The sequence below is a fragment of the Streptomyces albidicamelliae genome (genome assembly GCF_025642175.1).
GTDB classification, from domain to species: domain Bacteria; phylum Actinomycetota; class Actinomycetes; order Streptomycetales; family Streptomycetaceae; genus Streptomyces; species Streptomyces albidocamelliae.
Genome location: NZ_CP106795.1, coordinates 1,626,370 through 1,641,042 on the forward strand (window position 1 = coordinate 1,626,370; position 14,673 = coordinate 1,641,042).

10 protein-coding genes, 2 rRNA genes, 1 pseudogene and 1 riboswitch are annotated in these 14,673 nt (G+C 66.8%); of the genes and pseudogenes, 1 reads left to right on the forward strand and 12 read right to left on the reverse strand.

Features of this window, described 5'->3' with window-relative positions:
* Positions 1 to 4 precede the first annotated feature (4 nt).
* Positions 5 to 100: riboswitch (glycine riboswitch) on the reverse strand.
* A gap of 119 nt (positions 101 to 219) precedes the next feature.
* Complete coding sequence (locus N8I86_RS07590; RefSeq protein ID WP_185091452.1) at positions 220 to 591, forward strand: PRC-barrel domain-containing protein; 372 nt, start codon at positions 220 to 222, stop codon at positions 589 to 591.
* Between the two features lie 204 nt (positions 592 to 795).
* On the opposite strand, the gene N8I86_RS07595 is transcribed toward N8I86_RS07590, so the two are convergent.
* From N8I86_RS07595 to N8I86_RS07650, 12 genes and pseudogenes are all read right to left on the reverse strand, one after another.
* The gene (locus N8I86_RS07595) at positions 796 to 2,208 is read right to left on the reverse strand and encodes a DNA polymerase IV (RefSeq protein WP_263277449.1); all 1,413 of its coding nucleotides are present in this window, start codon (positions 2,206 to 2,208) and stop codon (positions 796 to 798) included.
* Positions 2,209 to 2,276: 68 nt separating this feature from the next.
* Positions 2,277 to 2,960 (reverse strand): MerR family transcriptional regulator, encoded by a 684-nt coding sequence (locus tag N8I86_RS07600; protein WP_185091451.1) that lies wholly within the window; start codon positions 2,958 to 2,960, stop codon positions 2,277 to 2,279.
* Positions 2,961 to 3,218: 258 nt separating this feature from the next.
* Positions 3,219 to 3,692 carry a bifunctional nuclease family protein gene (locus N8I86_RS07605; protein WP_026253112.1) on the reverse strand — a complete coding sequence of 158 codons (474 nt, stop codon included), beginning with the start codon at positions 3,690 to 3,692 and terminating at the stop codon, positions 3,219 to 3,221.
* Positions 3,693 to 3,780: 88 nt separating this feature from the next.
* Positions 3,781 to 4,518 (reverse strand): transcriptional regulator FtsR, encoded by a 738-nt coding sequence (gene ftsR / locus N8I86_RS07610; RefSeq protein ID WP_073895256.1) that lies wholly within the window; start codon positions 4,516 to 4,518, stop codon positions 3,781 to 3,783.
* 44 nt (positions 4,519 to 4,562) lie between these two features.
* Complete coding sequence (locus N8I86_RS07615; protein WP_185091450.1) at positions 4,563 to 5,393, reverse strand: FHA domain-containing protein; 831 nt, start codon at positions 5,391 to 5,393, stop codon at positions 4,563 to 4,565.
* 190 nt (positions 5,394 to 5,583) lie between these two features.
* Positions 5,584 to 6,521, reverse strand: a pseudogene (locus N8I86_RS07620) (DUF881 domain-containing protein).
* 5 nt (positions 6,522 to 6,526) lie between these two features.
* On the reverse strand, positions 6,527 to 6,859 hold the full coding sequence (locus N8I86_RS07625; protein WP_003988855.1) for a small basic family protein: 333 nt from the start codon (positions 6,857 to 6,859) through the stop codon (positions 6,527 to 6,529).
* The gene (locus tag N8I86_RS07630; RefSeq protein ID WP_123438584.1) at positions 6,856 to 7,773 is read right to left on the reverse strand and encodes a DUF881 domain-containing protein; all 918 of its coding nucleotides are present in this window, start codon (positions 7,771 to 7,773) and stop codon (positions 6,856 to 6,858) included. Before N8I86_RS07630 ends, N8I86_RS07625 begins: the two co-directional genes overlap by 4 nt.
* Positions 7,774 to 7,948: 175 nt before the next feature.
* Positions 7,949 to 10,444 carry a mannose-1-phosphate guanyltransferase gene (locus N8I86_RS07635; RefSeq protein ID WP_073895262.1) on the reverse strand — a complete coding sequence of 832 codons (2,496 nt, stop codon included), beginning with the start codon at positions 10,442 to 10,444 and terminating at the stop codon, positions 7,949 to 7,951.
* A 114-nt stretch (positions 10,445 to 10,558) separates the two neighbouring features.
* Positions 10,559 to 11,167, reverse strand: coding sequence for a CDP-alcohol phosphatidyltransferase family protein (locus N8I86_RS07640; RefSeq protein ID WP_073895264.1), 609 nt, complete (start codon positions 11,165 to 11,167; stop codon positions 10,559 to 10,561).
* A 109-nt stretch (positions 11,168 to 11,276) separates the two neighbouring features.
* A 5S ribosomal RNA gene (gene rrf / locus N8I86_RS07645) occupies positions 11,277 to 11,393 on the reverse strand.
* An 86-nt stretch (positions 11,394 to 11,479) separates the two neighbouring features.
* Positions 11,480 to 14,596: ribosomal RNA gene (locus N8I86_RS07650) — 23S ribosomal RNA — on the reverse strand.
* Positions 14,597 to 14,673: the final 77 nt, after the last annotated feature.

Below are 14,673 nucleotides of genomic sequence, written 5' to 3' on the forward strand. Positions count from 1 at the left end.
TGACCTCGTCCGTGCGGTACGTGGGCCTGAGAGATTCCGGGGAGGATTTGCTCCTTCGGCGCCTCCGAGGATGGTCGGAGGACTCTCCCGCACGGGGTCAGCAGCCGCTGTCAGCCTACCAGCGAGGTCAACGCCCGGGGCTTCGAGTGGCCGCCTCCTTGAATGTGCTCTTTTGTAGTGCTTACGGATGAGTTGCGACCAAGTGGAGGGAGAGGGACCGTGCTGACCGACATCGATCCGCGCAACCTGATCGGCCGCAAGGCGTTCGACCGCAATGGCACCAAGATCGGCACCATCGACGAGGTGTACCTCGACGACGCCACCGGTGTGCCCGAGTGGGCGGCCATACGCACCGGCCTGTTCTCCCGGGACGCCTTCGTCCCCCTGGAGCCCAGCGAGCTGATCGAGGGTGCCCTCCGGGTCCCCTTCGACCGCGCGCTCATCAAGGACGCCCCCGACTTCGGTGTCGGCCGCCATCTCTCCCCCGAGCAGGAACTCCAGCTCTACCACCACTACGGCCTCGACGTGGCTCCGCCCCACACGTTCCCCGACCACGACTTCGGCAAGCTGGCAGGCTCGGAAGAACCCTGACGCCGGCTCCTTCCCTCTCCCGGCCCCACCCATCCGAACACCTCCACGCCCCCGCGCCGCTGGGTACGGCACGTCCGCGGCCGCCTGCCCGCGAACGCCCGGCACCGTCGCGGGCGGCACAAACGCCCGGCAACCGTCGCGGGCGGCACACCGGCCGACGGCACCCCCGCGGTGCGCGCGCCGGGCCCCGGGTGCACCCGTGCGTCAGCCCGCACCCGGCACGGCGATGTGGCCGCTCGGCGGGGTGGGACGGGTGGGCGAGAGGGTCAGGCCCGGGTCCAGGACCAGCGGCAGCGGCTCACCCGCCTCCAGCGCGGGGTCCCCGACCGAGAACGTCCGCACCCGCCCCGGAGGCGACTGCGGAGTCTCGAAGCGCACCGTGACCCGCCCCAGCCCGCTGCCCTGCACCCAGCCGGGCCCGTACTCCGTGTGCCGTACGTCCTGCCCCGCGCGCCAGTGCCGCTCGGCCGGCTCCTCCGGCTCCGGCACCGCCTCGGCGACGGCCGCCACCGGCGCGGCCTCCACCGCCCCCGCGGAGTGCGGCTGCGCCGCCTGCGCGAACAGGTCCTCCTGGGTGTAGTCCGCGAGCCCCGTGACCCCCACACCGAGCAGCCGCACCCCGCCCGTCGTGTCCACCGCCTCCAACAGCCGCGCGGCCGCCTCCCGGATCACCGCCGGGTCGTCCGTCGGCCCCCGCAGCGTCTCGGAGCGGGTGAGCGTCGAGAAGTCGTACCGCCGCACCTTGAGCACGATGGTCCGCCCCGACAGCCCCGCGCCGCGCAGCCGCCCCACGCAGCGGTCGGCCAGCCGCTGCACCTCGAGCCCCACCCGCAGCCGGTCGTGGATGTCCACGTCGTAGGTGTCCTCGACCGACACCGACTTGGCCTCCCGCTCGGCCACCACGGGCCGGTCGTCGTGCGCCAGCGCCATCGCGTACAGCGCGTGCCCGTGCGCCTTGCCGAGCAGGCGGACCAGCTCGTCCTCCCCCGCCTCGGCGAGCTCCTCGACCGTGGTGATCCCGGCTCTGCGCAGATGGTCCCCGGTGGCAGGTCCGACCCCCGGCAGCGTCCGGACCGTCATCGGCGCCAGCAGTGCCCGCTCGGTCCCCGGTTCGATGAGCACCAGGCCGTCCGGCTTGGCCTGCTCGGAGGCGATCTTCGCGAGCATCTTGGAGGCGGCGAGCCCCACCGACCCGGTGAGCCCGGTGACCGCCCGGATGTCCGCGCGCAGCCGCACCCCGGCCAGCCGCGCCGACTCCTCGTCCCAGGCCGTCCCCCCGGCCTCCAGATCCACGAACGCCTCGTCCAGGCTGAGCGGCTCCACCAGCGGCGACAGCTCCCGCAGCAGCGCCATCACCTGCTCGCTGATCGACCGGTACACGGTGAAGCGCGGCACCAGATAGGCGGCGTTGGGGGCCCTCCGGCGCGCCTGGGCCATGGGCATCGCCGAGTTGACCCCGAACACCCGGGCCTCGTACGACGCGGTCGCCACCACCCCGCGCGGTCCGAGCCCGCCCACGACGACCGCCTTCCCGCGCAGGCTCGGCTTGGACGCCTGCTCCACCGAGGCGAAGAAGGCATCCATGTCGAGATGCAGGATCGTGGGCGCGTTTCTCACATCTCCGATGCTGCACCACGACACTGACAATGCGGTGACGCCCCCGGGCGCGCCCGCCGGCGCCGAGGTCAGACCGCGCGGTTGCGGCGCCGCGCCAGCTCGTCCGCGGGGTTGTGACCGACGAGGGTCTCGCCCGTGTCGACGCGCTCCCCGTGCAACTGGGAGAGCGCGCTCTCCACGTCCCGCCACACCACGCCGACCGCGATCCCGAAGATGCCCTGACCGCCCTGGAGCAGGGCATGGACCTCGTCCGGCGAGGTGCACTCGTACACGGTCGCCCCGTCGCTCATCAGCGTCATCCGCTCCAGGTCGCGGAAACCGCGTTCCCGCAGGTGCTGGACGGCCGTGCGGATGTTCTGCAGCGAGACACCCGTGTCGAGGAACCGCTTGACGATCTTCAGGACGACGACGTCCCGGAAGCTGTACAGACGCTGGGTGCCCGACCCGTACGCGGGCCGCACACTCGGCTCGACGAGGCCGGTACGGGCCCAGTAGTCGAGCTGCCGGTAGGTGATGCCGGCGGCCGCGCAGGCCGTGGGCCCGCGGTAACCGATCTCCTCGGACGTCATGGACGCCGCCCCTCCGCCGTTCGGCACCGCCGTCGGTCGCTGCGGAGCGTTGTCGACCGCGCTGCCGGAATGGGGATGACCCCTGTTCGAACGCAGCTGAGAGCTCGGGGAAGGGTACGGACCGCTCTCCCCCAGACCGCGTCCGGGGGCACCCCCAGCCGTACCGTCGCCGCTCGTTCTCACGCCGACCTCCGTCCTTGACCTGCCTTCTCGACGGTAGGCAGTCACCAGGGGTGCGTCAACGATCGCCACACTCGGCACGCCGAGTGATAATCACCCTAGGAGTGGTTTTCCGTGCCCCACCGCGGGGAAAGGCTAGCCGAATGCGCTCGCGCCGGGCCGTAGGACGCTCTCAATGGCCGGTGGCAAATGCCCGCGATCCGCTCGCACACGCCGACCGGCCGGCCCTCGTTCCGTCGAGCCGGCCGCCGCGTCCGCCGCTCACTGGCTGCTGGTGCCGAAGTCCTCGGGCGAGATCTGGTCGAGGAACTCGCGGAACTTCTCCACCTCGTCCTCCTGCTCGTCCGGAATGGCGATACCCGCGTCGTCCAGCACCGTGTCACTGCCGTAGATCGGCGTCCCGGTGCGCAGGGCCAGCGCTATGGCATCGGAGGGACGGGCACTGACCTCGACGCCGCTGGCGAAGACCAGCTCCGCGTAGAAGACGCCTTCCCGCAGATCGGTGATGCGCACCTCGGTCAGCTCCTGGCCGACGGCCTCCAGCACGTCCTTGAACAGATCGTGGGTCAGCGGTCGCGCGGGCGCCATGCCCTGCTGGGCGAAAGCGATCGCCGTCGCCTCCCCCGGTCCGATCCAGATGGGGAGGTAACGGTCGCCCCCCACTTCGCGCAGGAGCACGATCGGTTGGTTGGAGGGCATTTCGACCCGGACACCTACGACATCGAGCTCGTTCACACAGCAACCCTAGGCCGTGCCCGGGATGTTTGGGTAGTCGGGCCGGGAACAGGTGGCCGATCCGGCCGCCTGCGGCCTCGTCCCCGCCTCAGGGCAGCCGCACACCGAGGGCGGTCTGCACCAGAGCGGCGTGCAGCCGCACCGTGAGCGCGGCCAGCTCCTTCGTACGGGCCTCGGCATGTGCCCTGGTCTGCGGATTGCGGTGGCGCCTGAGCGGGGCCACCACCTGGTCGACGAGGCCGGCCTCCCGGTCGGCGGCTGCCTTCATCACCCGAAGGTGGCGCGGCTCGATGCCGAACCGGCCCAGCTCGGCGACGAGCGCGGCCACGGTGACGGCCTCCGCCTCGTACGCCCCGTCCTCCAGCGGAGCGAGGAGCCCGTAGGACTCCCACTCCTTCAGCTCGCCCTCGTCGATGTCCGCCGCCGCGAGCAGCTCGGCGCGGCCGACCCGGGCCACCGTGGGCCCCTCGGCCCGTACGGGCACGTCGTCCCCGGTGCGCTGGCGCCCCACCAGGGGCAGCGGGACGGCCTCGCCCCGCTCCATCGCGTCCAAGTGCTCGCGGATCACCTTGAGCGGCAGATAGTGGTCCCGCTGCATCCGCAGGACATGGCCGAGGCGCTCGACGTCCCCGGCGCTGAACTTGCGGTACCCCGACGGGGTCCGCTGCGGCTCGATGAGCCCCTCGGCCTCCAGGAAACGGATCTTGGAGATGGTGACCTCGGGGAACTCGTCACGCAACGCGTTCAGCACCGCGCCGATGCTCATCAGCCCGCTGTCCCTGGCGGCGGTACCGCTTCCGGCACCGCCGCTCGGTGTGTGAAGCATGGACCTTCCCTGGGGTTCCCCCCGGACGCCGGTCCGGGGGCGGGTCAGATGCCGTGCCGGCTCGCGTAGAACACCAGCCGGTACTTGCCGATCTGCACCTCGTCACCGTTCGACAGGGCGACCTGGTCGATCCGCTCCCGGTTGACGTACGTGCCGTTCAGGCTGCCCACGTCGGCCACGGTGAACGAGCCGTCCGGGGAGCGCCGGAACTCCACGTGCCGGCGGGAGACCGTCACGTCGTCCAGGAAGATGTCGCTCTGCGGGTGGCGTCCGGCCGTGGTCAGGTCGCTGTCCAGCAGGAAGCGGCTGCCCGAGTTCGGACCGCGGCGCACCACCAGCAGCGCCGAGCCCAGCGGCAGCGCGTCCACCGCGGCCTGCGCCTCGGGCGACAGCATCGGCAGCGGGGTCTGGCCGGTCGCCTCCGCCTCGTAGGCCTCGATACCCGAGATCGAGATCGTGGACGTCGTCTCGGAGGCGCGCTCGGGCGCCACACCGGGACGCAGCGGCGCACCGCAGTTGGAGCAGAAGCGAGCGTTCTCCGCGTTGCGGTTACCGCACCTCGTACACACCAGGGCCGACATCGACGGATCCTCCTGCCGCGGCTGCCCACCCGGGGCGTTGGACGCGTACGGACCGGAGGCGAACCCTCCACCCGCACCTGAGGTTGACGGTTGCCCGAAACCTATGCCGCCGGACTGGGCAGGGTCAACAGACGCCGCGCCCTGACCACCCGAAATGTCACCGCCCGGACCAGCGACCTGGTCGCGGAACAGCGGACGCTGTCCTTCCTGGTCAGGCTGCGCGCGATGGCGAGCGGTCGCGTTGTCGCTGCCCTCTCGCGCGCTCTTGCCGAACAACTTCGCAAACAACTTCACGGGCGATTCCCCTTGACCGAAACAGACCCGCCCGTGGGGCAGGACGAACCCTGATTGCCTACACCGGCCGAGCCGGACATCTTCACAACGTCCGTAACCACCAGACAGTTTCCACCACGCGCCACCTCTTCGGTGCGCCGACCCCCCGCAACCTCATGCCCCTGCCTGACGTCCCCCATGCACCACCGGTTCACTGGGAGGACGACCGAGCGTAGTCAGGCCGCTTCACGTGCCGCAAGGCATCCACGACGATCTTGTCGGACCGTTCGACGGTCACCGTGGCCTGCTCCTTCTCCAGGGTCTGCACCACGCCTCCAGGAATGTTCAGCGCCGGCTCCAGGTCCTGCGGCTTGCCGATGACCTTGAAACGATAGGGGGCGTTGATCTTGTTCCCGTCGACACTCACCGAATCACCGGAGTCCGTGAGGTAGGTGTTGGCGACCACCCGCACTCCGTTGACCTCGATCGCCTCGGCACCGGCCGCGCGCAGCTCCTGGATAGCGTCGAGCAGCATGTCCGCCTGGACCGTCCCCTTCGTGTCCTCGATCGTCATGGTGATGCCGGGACCTTGCGCCGCCACGGTGCCCGCGAGGATGCCGAGTTGTCTCTCCTTCTCGGCGGTCTGCTTGCGCGCCTCCGCGGCCTGGTCGGAGCTGCTCTGCAACTCCTGACTCTGCTTCTCCAGTCCCTGCTTCTCGTCCTGAAGACGCTGAGTACGCGAATCCAGTTCATCGAGGATGCGAACAAGATCTTCCTGCCGCGCTCCGCGCAGCGCGCTGTCGCTGTCGCTGTTCGACGCCACCTGCACGGCGAGGCCGAAGCCGAGGCCGAACAGCAGCACGGCGACGATGAGTTGGGCGCGGGTGACACGCGGCGGCCACAGGCCCTCGGCCAGCCGCTGCCGGCCGGTCACCGGCTCCTCGGGCCGCTCCCCGGCGTCTGCCCGGCTCCGGGCGCCGGGGCGGGGACCTCGGCGGGCAGCTCCCTGCGCAGACCGTTCTCCGGCCGCGTCTCCCGGCCGCCGCGGCCGTCGGCGGCGTCCGGACGCTCCGGGCCGTTCCGCTCGGGTCCGTTCTCCGTGTTCTGCTTCTGTTCGTCCTGGCCGTTGCGGCTGCTCTCGTCGCTCATCGCCCTCACGCCCGGAACACGTGCCGCCGGATCGCCGCGGCGTTGGAGAAGATTCGGATACCCAGGACGACGACGACACCCGTGGACAGCTGGGCGCCCACACCCAACTTGTCGCCCAGGAAGACGATCAGGGCGGCGACGACCACGTTCGACAGGAACGACACGACGAAGACCTTGTCGTCGAAGATTCCGTCGAGCATGGCCCGCAGGCCACCGAAGACGGCGTCCAGCGCCGCGACGACGGCGATCGGCAGGTAAGGCTCGACGACCGCCGGAACCTCGGGCCGGACCAACAGGCCGGCCACGACTCCCACGACGAGGCCCAGTACGGCGATCACGATGTGCCCTTCTCAGTTGTGTCGGCGAGCGGCTGTGCGGTTCGTACGATCACACTCGGTGCGGCGGGCAGACGGACGTCGCCCTCCGTGGAGATGGTGGCCCGGACGCCGTAGTTCTCCCGCAGGGCGTGCAGATAGAGCCCGTCGGGGCTGTCCTGGAACCGCGTGCTGAGCTTTTGACCGTCCCCCACCGCCAGCACCGTGTACGGCGGCACCAGCGGCTTGTTGTCGACCAGTATCGCGTCACCCGCGGCCCTGATCGCGGACAGGGCGGTCAGCCGCTGACCGTTGATGGAGACGGCCTCGGCCCCCGAGGCCCACAGCCCGTTGACCACGCGCTGCATGTCCCGGTCGCGCACCCGGCCGGTGTCGGAGAAGCCCGAGGTCTCCCGCGGATTGCTCCCCTCGCCGCCGCCACTGGCCTCCTTGGCGTCGTTGACGACGAGCTTGACGCCGGGCCCGTGCACCGGTGTGGCGCCCGACAGCAGGCCCACCAGATCGGCTTCGGTGCTGCCGCCGCTCGACCTCAGCGCCGCCCGCTGCCGCGCGCCGACCTCGTCGCGCAGCTTGTCCACGGAGCCCTCGAGCCTGTCCGCGGCGGAGGTCTCGGTGTCGATGCGGTCGATCAGCTCCTGGCGCTCCTTGGCGACCACCGGGGCCGCCACCCGCGCCTGCGCCGCCCCGAGGGTCACGACCAGCGCGGCGAGGACGAGGCCGGACGCCAGGCCCAGCTTCGCGCGGAGGGTCTTCGGCAGCCCGCCCCCGCCCTGGGTCTTTCTCCGGGCCGCGGCCTCGGCATACCCGTCGTCGAGGCTGTGGTCCATGACGTTGGTGATCAACGACATGGAGGCGTCCGGGCGCGACGGCCGCGTGGGGCTGCTCCGAACGGGGGGTTGCTGCGGCATGCCGCACATCGTCGCATGTCGCGAGCAGTACCTCCGAATGGCCCCACCGGCGTGCCGGACAGGCCCCCTTGGGGACACATGTCCGGCACGCGCGCGTGCGGTGGTTTTAGGCCCTCCCAGAGCGGGGCCGCCGACCGTCAGAGGCCGGCGGCCCCGCTCGGGGAACCGTCCACCGTCACCGGCCTCACCGGCCGGCGCTGTCCACCACGGCCGCCCACTCGTCCAGCAGAGCCTGCGCGGACGCGTCGTCGGGCCCCTCGGCCCACAGGTGCGTGACCGCCTCGGCGGGGTCGGGCAGCACCATCACCCAGCGCCCGTCGGTCTCCACGACCCGCACACCGTCGGTCGTGTCGACAAAGCGATCCCCGGCCGCCTCGACCACGCGCCGCATCACCAGACCCTTGACGGCCCACGGAGTGGCCAGGTCCCGCTTGTGCACGTGCGCACGCGGAATGCGGGCGTCGATCTGGCTCAGGGTGAGCTGCGTGCGCGCCACCAGCCCGATCAGCCGTACGAAGGCCGCCGTGCCGTCGTAGACCCTGCTGAACTCGGGCACGATGAAGCCGCCCTTGCCGTCACCTCCGAAGATCGTGCCTTCCTCGCCGCCCACGCGCGTGAGGTCGTCGGGCGACGTCGTCGTCCACTCGACCTGGGTGCCGTGGTACGCGGCCACCTGCTCGGCGATCCGGGTCGTGGTGACCGGCAGCGCGACCCGGCCGCTGCGCCGCTCGGCGGCGACCAGGTCCAGCATCACCAGCAGCGCCCGGTCGTCCTCGATGATCCGGCCCTTCTCGTCCACGAGCGACAGGCGCTCGCCGACGGGGTCGAACCGGACACCGAAGGCGGCACCCGAGGAGGCCACTATCTCGCCGAGCCGGACCAGCCCGCTCCGGCGCATGTCGGCCGTCTCCGTGGGCCTGGACTCGTCGAGACCGGGATTGATGGTCAGCGAGTCCACGCCCAGCTTGCCCAGCAGGCTGGGCAGCACTAGCCCGGCGCTCCCGTTGGAGGCGTCCACGACCACCTTGAGACCCGCTTCCGCGATCCCGGTGGTGTCGACGTTCCGCAGCAGCGATCCGGTGTACGAGTCGAAGACGCTCGCCGGGAAGTACAGGTCACCGATCTCGCCGGGGAACGCGCGCCGGTACTCCTGGCGGGCGAACACCCGGTCCAGCTTCCGCTGGCTGCCCTGCGAGAGGTCCGCGCCGTTGCCGTCGAAGAACATGATGTCGACCGAGTCCGGCACACCGGGCGAGGTACGGATCATGATCCCGCCGGCGCTGCCGCGCGCGGTCTGCTGCCGGGCCACCGGCAGCGGCACGTTCTCCAGGTCGCGTACGTCGATGGCGCTGGCCTGCAGCGCGGAGATAACCGCTCTCTTGAGCGCCCGGGCACCTCGGGAGTGGTCACGCGCGGTGGTGACCGTCGAGCCCTTCTTGAGGGTGGTCGCGTACGCGCCGGCGAGCCGCACCGCCAGTTCCGGTGTGATCTCCACGTTCAGGATGCCGGAGACACCTCGGGCACCGAACAGATGGGCCTGTCCGCGGGACTCCCAGATGACCGAGGTGTTGACGAAGGCGCCGGCCTCGATGGTCTTGAACGGGTAGACGCGGACGTTGCCCTGAACGATCGATTCTTCACCGATCAGGCACTCGTCACCGATGACCGCGCCGTCCTCGATCCGGGCGGCCCGCATGATGTCGGTGTTCTTGCCGACGACGCAGCCGCGCAGATTGCTGTGCTGCCCGACGTACACGTTGTCGTGCACCACGGCCTTGTGCAGGAAGGCTCCGCTCTTCACGACGACGTTGGAGCCGACGACCGTGTGCTCGCGGATCTCCGCGCCGGCCTCGACCTTCGCGTAGTCGCCGATGTAGAGCGGCCCGCGCAGCACGGCGTCGGGATGCACCTCGGCCCCTTCGGCGACCCATACGCCCGGCGAGATCTCGAAGCCGTCGAGGGCGACGTTGACCTTGCCCTCGAGGACGTCCGCCTGGGCCTTCACGTAGCTCTCGTGGGTGCCGACATCCTCCCAGTAGCCCTCGGCGATGTAGCCGTAGATGGGCTTGCCTTCCTTCATCAGCTGGGGGAAGACATCGCCGGACCAGTCGACCGGAACGTCGGGGTCGACGTAGTTGAACACCTCGGGCTCCATGACATAGATGCCCGTGTTGACCGTGTCGGAGAAGACCTGACCCCAGGTCGGCTTCTCCAGGAAGCGTTCGACCTTGCCTTCCTCGTCGACGATGGTGATGCCGAACTCCAGCGGGTTGGGTACGCGCGTCAGGCAGACCGTGACGAGCGCGCCCTTCTCCTTGTGGAAATTGATCAGCTCGGTGAGGTCGAAGTCGGTCAGGGCATCGCCGGAGATGACGAGGAAGGCATCGTCCTTCAACGCCTCTTCGGCGTTCTTGACGCTTCCGGCGGTACCGAGTGGCTTCTCCTCATTGGCATAAGTGAGCTCCATTCCGAGCTCTTCGCCATCACCGAAGTAGTTCTTGACGAGCGATGCCAGGAACTGCACGGTGACGACGGTCTCGTTGAGCCCGTGCCTTTTGAGCAGCCGAAGCACATGCTCCATGATCGGGCGGTTCGCCACGGGCAGGAGAGGCTTGGGCATGCTCGAGGTCATGGGGCGCAGGCGAGTGCCTTCGCCACCGGCCATCACGACGGCCTTCATGTCGGAAGCGTCCTCCTCCAAGAGATGACGGTCTAGCCGACTTCACCCGTCTTGATTGTCCCGCACATTTCCACCGCGGGCCATCGAGGCGTTACGTTCGGGCAATCGCCGAGCTCAATCGGCCATGGCGTCCGCGCGCACCAAACGGCGGACCTGTACCACGTACAACACTCCTGCCCACCAGTAGAGCGTTGTACCCCATCCGGCGAACGCCCATCCGAAAATGGCAGCGAGTGACGCGATCCAACCAGTGCCGTCGCTGAGGAGCAGCAGCGGGAAGGCGTACATCAGGTTGAACGTGGCGGCCTTCCCGAGGAAGTTCACCTGCGGCGGCGGATAGCCGTGCCGGCGGAGGATGCCCACCATCACCAGGAGAACCAGTTCTCTCGCCAGCAGCAGGGCGGTGAGCCAGACGGGCAGGATCTCCCGCCAGGTGAGACCGAGCAACGTGGAAAGCACGTAGAGCCGGTCGGCGGCGGGATCGAGGAGCCGGCCGAGGCTGCTGATCTGATTCCAGCGGCGGGCGAGCTTGCCGTCCAGGTAGTCACTGACCCCGCTGAACGCCAGCACGAGGAGAGCCCAGCCATCGCTCTTGGGGCCGCCGAACTCCGGCCTGAGGATCAACCACAGGAAGACGGGTACGCCGACGAGCCGCGCCATGCTGAGGATGTTGGGGATGGTGAGGACCCGGTCCGTCTGGACACGGGTCTCCTGGACCTCCACGCGGGGGCCTCCTGTGCGAAAAGGATCCGATGATGCCCCCTGACCCTACCTCAACGCAAAAAAGCTCCGGCTCTCGGGCGTGTGCCCAAGAGCCGGAGCTGTAAAAGGAGTTCGGCGGCGTCCTACTCTCCCACAGGGTCCCCCCTGCAGTACCATCGGCGCTGTGAGGCTTAGCTTCCGGGTTCGGAATGTAACCGGGCGTTTCCCTCACGCTATGACCACCGAAACACTATGAAACTCTCAACCGAAACGCCACCACACGGCGGCGACCTGGTCGTGGTTTCAGAACCAACACAGTGAACGCGAGCATCAATGGACAAGCCCTCGGCCTATTAGTACCAGTCAACTCCACCGGTTACCCGGCTTCCATATCTGGCCTATCAACCCAGTCGTCTACTGGGAGCCTTACCCTCTCAAGGAGGTGGGAATACTCATCTCGAAGCAGGCTTCCCGCTTAGATGCTTTCAGCGGTTATCCCTCCCGAACGTAGCCAACCAGCCATGCCCTTGGCAGAACAACTGGCACACCAGAGGTTCGTCCGTCCCGGTCCTCTCGTACTAGGGACAGCCCTTCTCAATATTCCTACGCGCACAGCGGATAGGGACCGAACTGTCTCACGACGTTCTAAACCCAGCTCGCGTACCGCTTTAATGGGCGAACAGCCCAACCCTTGGGACCGACTCCAGCCCCAGGATGCGACGAGCCGACATCGAGGTGCCAAACCATCCCGTCGATATGGACTCTTGGGGAAGATCAGCCTGTTATCCCCGGGGTACCTTTTATCCGTTGAGCGACGGCGCTTCCACAAGCCACCGCCGGATCACTAGTCCCGACTTTCGTCCCTGCTCGACCCGTCGGTCTCACAGTCAAGCTCCCTTGTGCACTTACACTCAACACCTGATTACCAACCAGGCTGAGGGAACCTTTGGGCGCCTCCGTTACCCTTTGGGAGGCAACCGCCCCAGTTAAACTACCCATCAGACACTGTCCCTGATCCGGATCACGGACCCAGGTTAGACATCCAGCACGACCAGACTGGTATTTCAACGACGACTCCACAACCACTGGCGTGGCTGCTTCAAAGTCTCCCAGCTATCCTACACAAGCCGAACCGAACACCAATATCAAACTGTAGTAAAGGTCCCGGGGTCTTTCCGTCCTGCTGCGCGAAACGAGCATCTTTACTCGTAGTGCAATTTCACCGGGCCTATGGTTGAGACAGTCGAGAAGTCGTTACGCCATTCGTGCAGGTCGGAACTTACCCGACAAGGAATTTCGCTACCTTAGGATGGTTATAGTTACCACCGCCGTTTACTGGCGCTTAAGTTCTCAGCTTCGCCCCACCGAAATGGAGCTAACCGGTCCCCTTAACGTTCCAGCACCGGGCAGGCGTCAGTCCGTATACATCGCCTTACGGCTTCGCACGGACCTGTGTTTTTAGTAAACAGTCGCTTCTCGCTGGTCTCTGCGGCCACCCCCAGCTCACCGAGTAAATCGGATCACCGAGTGTGGCCCCCCTTCTCCCGAAGTTACGGGGGCATTTTGCCGAGTTCCTTAACCATAGTTCACCCGAACGCCTCGGTATTCTCTACCTGACCACCTGAGTCGGTTTAGGGTACGGGCCGCCATGAAACTCGCTAGAGGCTTTTCTCGACAGCATAGGATCATCCACTTCACCACAATCGGCTCGGCATCAGGTCTCAGACTATGTGCAAGGCGGATTTACCTACCTTGCGTCCTACACCCTTACCCCGGGACAACCACCGCCCGGGATGGACTACCTTCCTGCGTCACCCCATCACTCACCTACTAACCGCTTGGTTCGGCGGCTCCACCACTCCCCTCAACTCCGAAGAGATCAGGGCGGCTTCACGGCCTTAGCATCACGATGCTCGATGTTTGACGCTTCACAGCGGGTACCGGAATATCAACCGGTTATCCATCGACTACGCCTGTCGGCCTCGCCTTAGGTCCCGACTTACCCTGGGCAGATCAGCTTGACCCAGGAACCCTTAGTCAATCGGCGCAAACGTTTCTCACGTTTGTATCGCTACTCATGCCTGCATTCTCACTCGTCAACCGTCCACAACTACCTTCCGGTGCTGCTTCACCCGGCAGACGACGCTCCCCTACCCATCACAGCACCCGTTGGGGCTATATGCTGCAATGACACGACTTCGGCGGTACGCTTGAGCCCCGCTACATTGTCGGCGCGGAATCACTAGACCAGTGAGCTATTACGCACTCTTTCAAGGGTGGCTGCTTCTAAGCCAACCTCCTGGTTGTCTGTGCGACTCCACATCCTTTCCCACTTAGCGTACGCTTAGGGGCCTTAGTCGATGCTCTGGGCTGTTTCCCTCTCGACCATGGAGCTTATCCCCCACAGTCTCACTGCCGCGCTCTCACTTACCGGCATTCGGAGTTTGGCTAAGGTCAGTAACCCGGTAGGGCCCATCGCCTATCCAGTGCTCTACCTCCGGCAAGAAACACACGACGCTGCACCTAAATGCATTTCGGGGAGAACCAGCTATCACGGAGTTTGATTGGCCTTTCACCCCTAACCACAGGTCATCCCCCAGGTTTTCAACCCTGGTGGGTTCGGTCCTCCACGAAGTCTTACCTCCGCTTCAACCTGCCCATGGCTAGATCACTCCGCTTCGGGTCTTGAGCGTGCTACTGAAACGCCCTATTCGGACTCGCTTTCGCTACGGCTTCCCCACCCGGGTTAACCTCGCAACACACCGCAAACTCGCAGGCTCATTCTTCAAAAGGCACGCAGTCACGAGGATCCGAAGATCCCGACGCTCCCACGGCTTGTAGGCACACGGTTTCAGGTACTATTTCACTCCGCTCCCGCGGTACTTTTCACCATTCCCTCACGGTACTATCCGCTATCGGTCACCAGGGAATATTTAGGCTTAGCGGGTGGTCCCGCCAGATTCACACGGGATTTCTCGGGCCCCGTGCTACTTGGGTGTCTCTCAAACGAGCCGCTGACGTTTCGACTACGGGGGTCTTACCCTCTACGCCGGACCTTTCGCATGTCCTTCGCCTACATCAACGGTTTCTGACTCGTCCTACGGCCGGCAGACCGCAGAAGAGAGATCCCACAACCCCGCATGCGCAACCCCTGCCGGGTCTCACACGCATACGGTTTGGCCTCATCCGGTTTCGCTCGCCACTACTCCCGGAATCACGGTTGTTTTCTCTTCCTGAGGGTACTGAGATGTTTCACTTCCCCTCGTTCCCTCCACACTGCCTATGTGTTCAGCAGCGGGTGACAGCCCATGACGACTGCCGGGTTTCCCCATTCGGAAACCCCCGGATCAAAGCCTGGTTGACGACTCCCCGGGGACTATCGTGGCCTCCCACGTCCTTCATCGGTTCCTGGTGCCAAGGCATCCACCGTGCGCCCTTAAAAACTTGGCCACAGATGCTCGCGTTCACTGTGCAGTTCTCAAACAACGACCAGCCACCCGTCACACACCACTTACGCGATGCTTTAC